We start from the raw sequence: 11,284 nt of genomic DNA on the forward strand, positions 1-11,284 counted from the left end.
GGGCGGCTACGTCCGCACGCGTTCGGCCCTAGGGTCGTACATCGGCTTGAGCGACGCATCCGCGGCGAAACGCTGGCCGGCGATCTCGATCTCGTAGGACGAGCCGAGCACATCGGCTTCGGTTTCGTTGGCGCAGGGCACGTAGCCCAGGCCGACGGCGCCGCCGAGATGGTGGCCGTAATTGCCTGAGGTGATGGTGCCGACGATTTTTCCGTCGCGCACGATCGCTTCATTGTGGAACAGCAACGGCTCGGGATCGGTAAGGCGGAATTGCACAAGCCGGCGGGCAAGGCCGGCGTCGCGCTTGCGCAGCACGGCGTCGCGGCCGATGAATCCGCCCTTGCCTGATTTCACGGCAAAGCCGAGACCGGCTTCCAACACGTGATCCTCGTCGGTGATGTCGTGACCGAAATGGCGGAACGCCTTTTCGATGCGGCAGGAATCGAGTGTGTGCAGGCCGCAAAGCTTCAGCCCGAGGTCGGCGCCGGCCTCCTCGATGGCCTCGAAGACATGGGCAGCCTGGTCGGTCGAGACATAAAGTTCCCAGCCGAGCTCGCCGACATAGGTGACGCGATGGGCGCGGGCGAGACCCATGCCGATCTCGATTTCCTGCCAGGTGCCGAACGGATTCTTGTCATTGGAAAAATCGTTGGGACTGATTTTCTGGATCAGGTCGCGTGACTTCGGTCCCATCAGGCAGAGCACCGATTCTGCCGCGGTTACGTCGGTGATGACGACGAACTCGTCCGCCAAATGCTTGCGGAACCAGGCGAGGTCGCGCTGCAGCGTGGCGCCGGGCACAACGGCCAGGAAGCCCGTTGGCGACAGCCGCGTGACGGTGAGGTCGCTCTCGATGCCGCCGCGCTGGTTGAGCATCTGGGTGTAGACGATTTTCCCTGGCTCGACGTCGATGTCGTTGGCGCAGAGGCGCTGGAGGTAGGCCAGCGCGTCGCGGCCTTCGATGCGGATCTTGCCGAAAGAGGTCATGTCGAACAGGCCGACGCCGCTGCGCACGGCGAGATGCTCGTCGCGCTGGTTGTCGAACCAGTTCTGCCGATTCCAGGAGTATCTGTACTCACGTTCCTGGCCAGGCTTCGCGAACCAGTTGGCGCGCTCCCAGCCGGCGACCTCGCCGAACACCGCGCCGCGCGCTTTCAGGTGTTCGTGCAGGGGCGAGCGCCTGACGTTCCGCGAGGTCGCCATCTGGCGATAGGGAAAGTGGTCGGCATAGAGCAGGCCAAGCGTTTCCGACACACGCTCCTTGAGATAGCGCCGGTTCTTCTGAAACGGCTGGGCGCGGCGGATGTCGACCTCCCACAGATCGAAGGGCGCCTCGCCGTCGTGGATCCATTGCGCCAGCGCCATGCCGGCGCCGCCCGAAGACACGATGCCGATGGAGTTGTAACCGGCTGCCATCCAGTAGCCGCCGAGTTCCGGCGCCTCGCCGAGATAATAGCGGTCGTCAGGGGTGAAGCTCTCGGGACCGTTGAAAAACGTATGGATGCCGGCTGTTTCGAGCATCGGCATGCGGTTGACGCCCATTTCGAGGATCGGCGCGAAGTGGTCCATGTCCTCGGGCAACTGGTCGAAGCAGAAGTCCTCGCGGATGCCGTCCATGCCCCAGGGTTTGGCCACCGGCTCAAAGGCGCCGAGCATCAATTTGCCGGCGTCTTCCTTGTAGTAGGCGCATTCGTCGGGAACGCGCAGCACCGGCAGGCGACCCAGGCCCTGGATGGCCTCGGTGACGAGGTAAAAATGCTCGCAGGCATGCAGCGGGATGGTGACGCCGTTCCGGGCCCCAAGCTCGCGCGCCCACATGCCGGCGCAGTTGACGACGATGTCGGTCTCGATGGTTCCCTGTTCGCCGCCTTGCGACCATGACACTCCGGAAACGCGACCGTTCTTGGTGTGGACGCTGGTGACCTTGACGTTCTCGACGATCCTGGCGCTGCGCTGGCGCGCGCCCTTGGCCAAGGCCATGGCGATGTTGGCCGGATCACACTGGCCGTCGAGCGGCAGGTGCACCGCACCAACCACGTCGGCGACATTGAGATGCGGGTACATCTCCTTGACTTCGTTGGGCGAAATCTCGCGCACGTCGACATTGAAGGCACGCGCCAGCGAGGCCTGGCGATAGATCTCGTGCTTGCGCTCCTCGGTCAGCGCGACGGTGATGGAGCCGACCTGGCGCATGCCAGTGGCGACGCCGGTTTCGGCCTCGAGCTTGACGTAGAGATCGGCCGAATATTTCGCCAGCCGTGTCATGTTCTGCGAGGCCCGCAGCTGTCCGATCAATCCCGCCGCGTGCCATGTCGTGCCTGATGTAAGCTGCTTGCGCTCCAGAAGCACGATGTCGGTCCAGCCGAGCTTCGCCAGATGGTAAGCGACAGAGCAGCCTGACACACCGCCGCCGATGATGACGGCGCGGGCACGGGCGGGAATTTCGGTCATGCAGCTGATCTCTCATAGCTATTGGCGAAGCGCCTCAGGCGGCCGGCGGCCTCCCGCAGCACGTCGTCAGGCTGGCAAAGACTGATGCGGATATGGCCCGCCGCGGCATCGCCAAAGCTGACGCCCGGCATGACGGCGAGCTTTTCGCGTTCGAGCAGGTTCCAGGCGAATTTCTCGCAGTCGGGCTCGATGGCGCTGACGTCGAGCATGACATACATGCCGCCCTCCGAGCCGCGCACGGTGACGTTGTTCAGCCCGCGCATCTGGTCGATGAACAGCGTGCGGCGGCCGGCATAAGTGCCTGCTATCTGCTCGACGCCGAAATCGTTCTCCAGCGCCTCGATGGCCGCCCGGCTGACGAAATCGGTCAGGCCGTAGGTGGTGACGAGGTTGAGGTTGATGACCAGCGAGACGAGATCGGCCGGCGCTGTGAGCCAGCCGATGCGCCAGCCGGTCATGCCGTGACTCTTGGACATCGAATTGATGACCAGCGTGCGCTCGGCCATGCCGGGCAGGGCGCGCGGCGACACGTGCTCGCCGCCACCGAGGGTCCAGTAGACTTCGTCGGAGAGCAGCCAGAGATCGCGCCGGACGCAAAGCTCGGCGATTTCCTCCAGGCATTTCCTGGAATAGACGGCGCCGGTCGGGTTGTTCGGGGTGTTGATGAGGATCGAGTGCGTGTTGGGCTTCAGCGCCTTCTCGATCTCGGCGGCACGCGGCTGGAAGCCATCTGATGCGTGCGCCTCGACGACGGTGTAGCTGGCGCCGGCGGCGCGGAACGTGCCGGGGTAGGTGGCATAGTAGGGTGCGACGACCACGGCGTGGTCGCCCGGATCATGCGTCGCTTGCACCGCGGCGTAGAGAGCGGCCTGGCCGCCCGGCGTGGCGATGATTTCGGAAAGTGCGGTGTCGACGCCGGTGCAGCGCGTGGAGATCCTGGCCATGGCGGCACGCAGGCGCGGCAGGCCGGGCAGTTGCGTGTAGTGGTGGAAGCCAGCGCGCACAGCGTCGACGCAGGCCTCGACCGTCTCCGACGGCGTGTCGAAGTCGTGATCGCCGACCGACAGCATGATGATGTCCTCGCCGGCCTGCTTGCGCGTCATGGCGGCGAAATGCACTTCCCAGCCGTCCTTGCCCGAGGGAACGATGCCGGAGATGCGGGAGGATGGTTTTGGCATATCAGGCTCCCGCATCCTGCAAGGTCGCCAAGCGGGCAAGCGTCAGCCTGCTCGCGCCGTCGAGCCTGGGCGTCAGCGCGCCGTAGCCTGGCATCGACGGATGTGGTGTGTCGCCGGCATGATTGTGCGTGGCGGTGATTACCAGCACCTGCGCGCCAGCAGCCTCCGCTGCGCGAATGCCGGCGGGCGCATCCTCGAACACCAGGCAGTCCTGTGGCTTGTGACCAAGTCGCTCGGCGCCGAGCAGGAAGCAGTCGGGTGCAGGCTTGCCGTTGGCGACGTCTTCGCCGGTGACCATTATCAGCGGAATTGGCAGGCCGGCTGCTTCAAGCCTGCGCATCGCCAGCCTGCGGGGCGCCGAGGTCACGATCGCCCAGCGTTCGGCAGGCAGGGCGTTGAGGAAGTCGGCTGCGCCGAGGATGGATTCGATACCCTCGACGTCGTCGAACTCGGCCTGTGTCAGCTCCTCGATCTCAGTTATCAGATCGATGCCTGGAAGGTTCAGCCTGCTGATCGTCTCGAATGCCCGCACCCCGTGAATGGTCGGCAGGAAGGTTTCGACGTCGAGCCCATGTTTTGTCGCCCAGGCGGTCCAAACGCGTTCGGTGGAGGCAATCGAACTCAGGATCGTGCCGTCCATGTCGAACATGAAGGCGCCAAAGCCTCGATCAACAAAGGGGAGTGTCATTAGGAACGCAGCCTTTCGTTTCCGGGATCCCACAAGGGCTTGTCTTCCTGGACCGTCGCCTTGAAACGCTCGCCGAAAATCTCGACTTCCACTTTTGCGCCAGGCGCGGCCAGATCGGCCCGCAGCATGCCCAGCGCAATCGATTTGTCCACCCTGTAGCCCCAACCTCCTGACGTGGTCTCACCGACAATCTGGCCATTGTGCCAGAGCGTCGACATATAGGGCGCGTCGCACTCGCCCGGATTGTCGATGACAAGCGTGGCGAAACGCTTCGAAACACCCTGCTGCTTTTCGTTAAGCAGTGCCGCCTTGCCGCGGAAGTCGGGCTTGTCCCATTTGACGAAGCGCTCGTGCCCACCCTGCAGGATGGTGTAGTCGGTCGAAAGATCGCCCTTCCAGGCGCGGTAGCCCTTCTCCAGCCGCAGCGAGTCAAGCGCGAACATGCCGAAAGGCTTCAGGCCATGCTTCTGGCCCGCCGCCCAGACAGCATCGAAGACAATGGCCGTATCAGCAACCTTGGTGTGGATTTCCCAGCCGAGTTCGCCGGCGAAGGAGACGCGCACTAGCTTGGCCCAGCGTCCGGCGATGGTGGTCTGCTGATGTGTCAACCACGGCGCGGAAAGGTCGGCCTCGCAGACCTCGACCAGGATTTTCCGCGAATTGGGCCCGGCAAGGATCTGGGTGGCATACTCCTCGGTGCGGTCGATGAGCTTGAAGGCCGCATCGGCCGGCATGTGCGACTTCAGCCATTCGAAATCGTGCCATTGCGCGACAGCGGCGGTTATCAGCGTCATCAGTGTCTCGCTGTGGCGAACCACCGACATTTCGGTGACGATACGGCCCTTGTCATCGGCGAAGTAACACAAGCCGATGCGGCCGACCTTGGGCACGCTGCCGGTGACCTGTGTCTCCAGCCATGCCGCGGCGCCGGGACCGTCGAGGTTGAAGCGGCTGAAGCCGGGCAGGTCGAGAATGCCGGCGGCATCACGCACGGCCAGGCATTCCTCGCGGATGCGATTCTCCCACGGGCCGGAACGGGCGAAGGTCTGGGTCGATTCTTCCAATGTGTCGTCGCCCCGCTTTGCATACCAGGTGGCACGCTCCCAGCCATTGTAGGCGTTGAACTGGGCGCCGAGGGCTGCGATCCGGTCGTGGATGGGCGATAGCTTGCGGTAACGCGCCGCCGGCCAGGCGTGACGCGGGAAGTGGATGGCGTATTCGTGGCCGTAGACTTCCATGCCCTTGGCAACTGCATAGTCGGGAGCCGAGGCAAACGAGGTGAAGCGGCGCGGGTCGCAGGACCACATGTCCCATTCGGTCTCGCCCCTGGTCACCCATTCGGCCAAAACCTTGCCGGCGCCGCCCGCCTGGGCGATGCCGAAGGTGAAGACGCAGGCCTCGAAGGCATTGGGCATGCCCGGCATCGGACCGATCAGTGGGTTGCCGTCGGGGGCATAGGGGATTGGGCCGTTGATAATCTTGGACAGGCCGGCGGTGCCCAGGATCGGGACGCGACGGACGGCGTCGTCGAGATACCATTCCAGCCGCTCGAGGTCGTCGGGGTATAGCTGGAAAGAGAAATCATCAGGCATCTGGTCGTCTGGTGTTGCCCAATGGGCGCGGCAATTGCGCTCATAAGGGCCGAGATTCATGCCGTTCTTTTCCTGGCGGAGGTAGTAGGAGCTGTCGACATCACGCAGCAACGGCAGCTTTTTGCCCGCCTCGCGCGACCAGGCGGCGAGCTCAGGAAGCTCGTCGAACAGGATGTATTGATGGCTCATCACCATCATCGGCACGTCGCGGCCGAACATCTTGCCGACCTCGGCGGCGCGGTATCCAGCGGCATTGACCACCTTTTCGCAGCGGATCTCGCCCTGTTCGGTCGAAACGACCCATTCGTCATTGTCGCGGCGGACTGAGATCACCGGACAGAAGCGGAAGATCCTGGCGCCCATGTCACGGGCGCCCTTGGCCAGCGCCTGCGTCAGTTGGGCCGGGTCGATGTCGCCGTCGTTGGGATCGTAGAGCGCACCCTTAAGGTCATGCGTCTCGATGAAGGGGTAGCGGCGCTGGATCTCGTCGAGGCCGATGACGTCGATGTCCATGCCCTGGTAGCGGCCCATACCCTTGGCGCGCTGGAACTCCTGCATGCGCTCCTTGGTGTGAGCGAGGCGGATCGAGCCGGTGACGTGATAGTTCATCGGGTAGTCGACCTCGGCCGCCAGCCCGCGATACAGCTCGGTCGAATAGCGCTGCATGTTCATCAGCGACCAGGATGACGAGAAGGTCGGCACGTTGCCGGCGGCATGCCAGGTTGAACCCGAGGTCAGCTCGTTCTTTTCGAGCAGCACGCAATCGGTCCAGCCCGCCTTGGCGAGGTGATAGAGCGAGGAGACGCCGACAGCACCTCCGCCGATGATCACCACGCGCGCCGTGCTCGGCAACTCAGCCATGACTTCCTCCCTAAGCGTGCGATCAGTAGACCGGCGGCGATACGACCCAGATGACCACCGCCGGTGTCGTGCCTGGATTCCGCCAGCGGAACGGCTTGTGGTCGAAACGGAAACTGTCGCCTTCGCCCAGGCTGTGCCAGGTGCCGTCGATCTCGATGTCGAAACAGCCAGAGACGACGTAGCCGGCCTCTTCGGTGGGGCGCGCCGCCGGCTTGGCCATGCCGGCACCCGGCGCGAAGATCGAGCGCAGCATCTCGAAGCTGCCGCCAAGGTCGGGCGACAGCAGCTCCTCGACCAGGCCGGATTCACTGCTGCCCAGCGTCCGGCGCCGCCCGGAGCGGACGATGACGCCACGCTCGACCTCGTTGGTCGCTTCGTGCGTGAAGAACAGGCTTATCGGCACGCCGAACAGCGCGGCAAATTCCCTGAGGTCGCCGATCGACGGTGTCGACAGTCCGCGTTCGACCTGGCTGACCCAGCCAACCGAGCGACCGAGCTTGAGCGCGATCTCGGCCAGCGTCAGCCGACGTGATTTGCGCAGGGCGCGGAGGTCGTTGGCGAGCAGGTCGCTGGCTGCGTCGCTTTCCTTGCGTGCCGGGATCGTTGCAACGGGACTCAAATGGATGCTCTCGTGAAATTCCAAGTCATAATTTCATGAAGCGGCATCGTCGTGAAAATTTCAAGCCTATTTTCATGGTTCAGCAAGTTTCTCTTGCGAGACTCTTGGCGAGAGTGCAAAGGCTCGGTTTCGAACGGGCGGTGAGGGGCGTTCCGAAAAGATCGATGCCATAGGGACAGCTCATGCTGGCACCGGACCAAAAACCGCTACCGCTCGACGAAACGGCGATTGTCGACGAAGCGATCATGTCGCGCCGCTCGGTGCGGGCCTTCTTGTCGACGCCTGTCGACGAGGCGGTCATTCGAGACATCCTCGATGTTGCCGCGCGTGCGCCATCGGGTACCAACATGCAGCCGTGGAAGGTCTATGTGACCTCCGGCGAGACCCAGCAGCGCATCGGCGAAGCCATTCTCAATTCAGGCGTGCGTGCCGAAAAAGCCGTCTGGGACGAGTACAAATATTATCCCGACCAGTTCTTCGAGCCCTATCTCGGCCGCCGCCGCGCCAACGGCTTCGGGCTCTACAGCACGCTCGGCATCGGCCGCCGCGACGTCGATCGCATGCGGGCGCAGCACGACCGCAACTTCGTCTTCTTCGACGCACCGGTTGGCATGATCTTCACCATCGACCGCCGGCTCAATCAGGGCTCGTGGATCGACTACGGCATGTTCTTGCAGAACATCATGATCGCGGCGCGGGCGCGGGGGTTGCACACCTGTCCGCAGGCGGCGTTTGCGCCCTATCATCGCCAGATCCGGCCGGTCCTCGGCATCCCCGAGGAAGAGGTCGTGGTCTGTGGCATGGCGCTGGGCCACGAGGACACTTCAAAGCCGGAGAGCACCTTCCGCACCGACCGGGCGCCGCTCGACGAGTGGGTTCAGTTCGTCAGGTGAGCGATGGCGGAAGCCGAAGCCGCATAAGAACGCGGCCTCGGCGAGTTGCCTGAAGGTCAGTTGGAGGCGCCCTGACCAGCCGCAAATCCGAGGTTGGTCGGTCGCTTTAGGTAGCTGTTGGTCGAAGTTGAACGCACGTTGTCGCGGGTTGCCTCGATCCTGAAGTCACGCCCCCAGAGACGGCCATGGCCCAGCAGCAGAAAGCCATAGTGAATGCTTTCGGCCTCCTGCGGCACGTCGAGAACGACTTGCAGTTCCGTCCAGTCGGTCGTTCCCTTCAAGGCCCCGTCTTTGCGGCGGGTGATCATGTTGTCGAACCGAAGGACCTGGCCCTTGGCTCCATCGACCCTCATCCAGATCGAGCCGGCATTGGCATCCTCGGTCCTGAGGCAGGCCGTGATCTTCACGCTTAGGCCGCGGTAGTCATCGGCGAGAATGCTCTGCATCAGCGTGCCGAAATGCTTGTCCTCGAGCACGACGCCTTTGCCCCGAGCGTATCTGCTTTCGATCAATGCGGTGCCAGGCTGCTGCGGATCGAGGCCGAGCCGGTAATTGTTGCGTTCGGTGTTGTCCATGACAAGCCAGTCTTGCGGCAACGTCAGCTCATCGTCACCCTTGGCGGCCGCGATGCGGGCGGCAAGCGTGTTCCAGTCGGCAATGCCGAGTTGCTGTGCGACGAGCTCGAGGCAGTCGCTATGCGAGAGTGCGACATCGCGTTCGGCCAATGCCTTGCGCAACGCTTTGGCCATCAGTTTGGCGTCGAGAAAAGAATGCATGGTTCGATCCTTGGCTCGGGCGAACGTTGGAAAGTGCCAGTGCTCGCATTCTGGCGGATCGCCCGTGCTGAAGGTCAAACCGCGTGAAAGATCGTGCATTCACCTTCCCAAAAGGGGCGAGCGGCAGGCTGCACGAGCCATGGTGATTTGAAGTGATTCCGCCGGTTGATGTCAATCGCGGTTCAGCGGGCGGGATTCTCGCGGCGTTCGGCGAGATAGCGGCGCAGGCCGGCTTCGCCGCGCGGCGTGGTCCAGCGATGGTTCCAGGCGAAGGCCGGGCGCAACAATGGCGACAGCAGGCGCAGGATGGGCCGCTCGACGATGACCTGCCAGGCCAGCGCAACATGCGTGCCTTGGCCGGACGGCGTCAGTACGGCGCGCCAATGGCCGTCGAAATCGCCTGAGGTTTTCACGGCGACAACCTTGCCCGGTTCGAGTTCGACCGCTTCGAGAATGAAGTTCAGCTCGTAAGGCAGGAAGCCGCGCGCGCGAGCCCGCACCTTGCCGCCGACAGTCGGCTTGTCGAAGACCGTCAGCTTCTCGACGTCCTTGTAGACGTCGCCCCACCACAGTGGCAGCAGCGTCGCGTCGGCGAGCACGTCCCACACCTGCTGCGGCGGTGCTTCGGGGATCTCCCAGGCTTCATCGAAACGGAACGAGTTGCTCGCCATGGCGCTTTCCCGACACCAAGAGCGCCCGTCTTTCGGGCTGCAGCGATCTTAGTTCAACGACGATCTGTCCGCCACGGCAACGCCGGCGTCAGATTTCGAAAAGGCCCGAGATGGTCTCGCGCAACCATTGATGCGCGGCGTCGCCGTCGCGGCGCCTGTGCCAGATCTGCTCGAAGGCGAAGGACGGTATCGTAAATGGCGGCTCGAAGGCAGCGAGGCCGCTTGCTGCCGGCACTGCCGGGTGCAGGCGGCGCGCGATGGTGAGCACGAGGTCGGTTCCGGCGATCAGCCCGGGGGCGACGCCCCAATGCGGCAGCACCAGTGCGATGCGCCGTTTGTGCCCGGCGGCGGCCAATGCCACGTCGATCTCGCTTTCGACGTCGGCGCGCAGCGCAACCAGCGCATGGGGCCGTTGGAGATAGGCGGCAATGTCCATTCCAGCCGCTTTGCCCAGCAAATTGGCATCGGCCAGGCAGGCATAGTCCTCCTCGAACAGCCGCTGCCGCCGGACGGCCTTGTCGAGCGCATGGAAAACGCCGATCGCGATGTCGACCTCGCCGTCCATGACCTGCGCCGCCATGGCTTCGCGGCCGGCCTGGCTGACCTGGAGATCGATGCCTGGCGCGCGCTGGCGCAAAAGCGGCAGCAGGCGCGGCAAAACGACGGTGGCGCCATAGTCGGACATTGCGAGGCGGAAGCTGCGGCGTGCCGTGGCCGGATCGAAGCCGCTCGGGGCGAGCAGTTCGTGCATGCGTTCCAGCGCCTCGGCGAGCCGCGGCGCAATCTCCAGCGCACGCATGGTCGGCTGAAGCGCGCCGCCATGCCGGACCAGCAGCGGATCGTCGAGCAGATGGCGGAGACGGCCAAGCGCGTGGCTGATCGCCGGCTGGCTCTTGTTCAGGCGGATGGCGGCACGCGAGACATGGCGCTCGGCCAGAAGCGCGTCGAGCACGACGAGGAGGTTGAGGTCAATGCCGGCGAGATTATTCATGCCGTGCATATTGCGGCTACGAATTACGAATTTCCATCAGAATTTCGGATGTCCTAGGCCTTGGAAAACAAGGAGACATGTCATGCCGAACCTAGCTTCATCCCTGCTCGCCGCAGCGCTGGTCGCCGGTGCCGCCATCCCGTTTCAGGCCGGCGCGAATGCCATGCTCGGGCGGCTGCTCGGCCATCCGCTCTGGGCGACGATGGTCTCGCTGGCCGTCAGCGTGGCCCTGGCCGTGCCTGTCATGCTGGCGTTCAAGGTCCCAGTGCCTACCTTCGCGACTGCCGCTGCCACTGGCCCATGGTGGATCTGGATCGGCGGCGCTGCGGGCGTGGTCTATGTCACGGCGGCGCTGCTGCTGGCGCCGAAGATGGGGGCGGCGAGCTTCATCGTCGCCGTCATCGGCGGGCAGATGGTGGCTTCGCTGGTCATCGACCATTTCGGGCTAATGGGATTTATCCAGCGCCCCGCCAGCTTCGCCCGGATTGCTGGTCTCGTGCTGATCGCCATCGGGCTCGTCGTCACCCAGTGGGCAGGCGCGGCGAAGGCAGGCTAGGTTGGATA

Annotated in this window: 10 protein-coding genes; 2 read left to right on the top strand and 8 right to left on the bottom strand. The window is 64.0% G+C overall.

What is annotated here, in order from left to right; translation table 11 throughout:
- Positions 1-6: 6 nt before the first annotated feature.
- The 5 genes from ACHMW7_RS15030 to ACHMW7_RS15050 are packed head-to-tail and all read right to left on the bottom strand — an operon-like array spanning position 7 to position 7,389.
- Positions 7-2,451 (bottom strand): FAD-dependent oxidoreductase, encoded by a 2,445-nt coding sequence (locus ACHMW7_RS15030; RefSeq protein WP_395450979.1) that lies wholly within the window; start codon positions 2,449-2,451, stop codon positions 7-9.
- Positions 2,448-3,629 carry a pyridoxal phosphate-dependent aminotransferase gene (locus ACHMW7_RS15035; protein ID WP_395450980.1) on the bottom strand — a complete coding sequence of 394 codons (1,182 nt, stop codon included), beginning with the start codon at positions 3,627-3,629 and terminating at the stop codon, positions 2,448-2,450. Before ACHMW7_RS15035 ends, ACHMW7_RS15030 begins: the two co-directional genes overlap by 4 nt.
- Position 3,630: 1 nt before the next feature.
- The gene (locus ACHMW7_RS15040; RefSeq protein WP_395450981.1) at positions 3,631-4,317 is read right to left on the bottom strand and encodes an HAD-IA family hydrolase; all 687 of its coding nucleotides are present in this window, start codon (positions 4,315-4,317) and stop codon (positions 3,631-3,633) included.
- Positions 4,317-6,770, bottom strand: a complete 2,454-nt coding sequence (locus ACHMW7_RS15045; protein ID WP_395450982.1) for an FAD-dependent oxidoreductase — start codon at positions 6,768-6,770, stop codon at positions 4,317-4,319. The genes ACHMW7_RS15040 and ACHMW7_RS15045 overlap by 1 nt, the downstream gene beginning before the upstream one ends.
- A 22-nt stretch (positions 6,771-6,792) precedes the next feature.
- On the bottom strand, positions 6,793-7,389 hold the full coding sequence (locus tag ACHMW7_RS15050; RefSeq protein WP_395450983.1) for a helix-turn-helix domain-containing protein: 597 nt from the start codon (positions 7,387-7,389) through the stop codon (positions 6,793-6,795).
- A 182-nt stretch (positions 7,390-7,571) separates the two neighbouring features.
- Here ACHMW7_RS15050 and ACHMW7_RS15055 point away from each other — a divergent pair, with 182 nt between their 5' ends.
- On the top strand, positions 7,572-8,282 hold the full coding sequence (locus ACHMW7_RS15055; RefSeq protein ID WP_395450984.1) for a nitroreductase: 711 nt from the start codon (positions 7,572-7,574) through the stop codon (positions 8,280-8,282).
- 56 nt (positions 8,283-8,338) lie between these two features.
- Here the strand turns inward: ACHMW7_RS15055 and ACHMW7_RS15060 are convergent, their stop codons facing one another.
- The 3 genes from ACHMW7_RS15060 to ACHMW7_RS15070 form a co-directional block, all read right to left on the bottom strand.
- Positions 8,339-9,058 (bottom strand): glyoxalase superfamily protein, encoded by a 720-nt coding sequence (locus ACHMW7_RS15060; RefSeq protein ID WP_395450985.1) that lies wholly within the window; start codon positions 9,056-9,058, stop codon positions 8,339-8,341.
- Between the two features lie 182 nt (positions 9,059-9,240).
- Complete coding sequence (locus ACHMW7_RS15065; RefSeq protein WP_395450986.1) at positions 9,241-9,729, bottom strand: SRPBCC family protein; 489 nt, start codon at positions 9,727-9,729, stop codon at positions 9,241-9,243.
- Positions 9,730-9,817: 88 nt separating this feature from the next.
- Positions 9,818-10,720: a LysR substrate-binding domain-containing protein gene (locus tag ACHMW7_RS15070; protein WP_395450987.1), complete on the bottom strand. Its 903-nt coding sequence runs from the start codon at positions 10,718-10,720 to the stop codon at positions 9,818-9,820.
- 82 nt (positions 10,721-10,802) lie between these two features.
- Here ACHMW7_RS15070 and ACHMW7_RS15075 point away from each other — a divergent pair, with 82 nt between their 5' ends.
- Positions 10,803-11,276, top strand: coding sequence for a DMT family transporter (locus ACHMW7_RS15075; protein ID WP_395450988.1), 474 nt, complete (start codon positions 10,803-10,805; stop codon positions 11,274-11,276).
- Positions 11,277-11,284 lie beyond the last annotated feature (8 nt).

The sequence above is a fragment of the Aminobacter sp. UC22_36 genome, assembly GCF_044056035.1.
Taxonomy (GTDB): Bacteria; Pseudomonadota; Alphaproteobacteria; order Rhizobiales; family Rhizobiaceae; genus Aminobacter.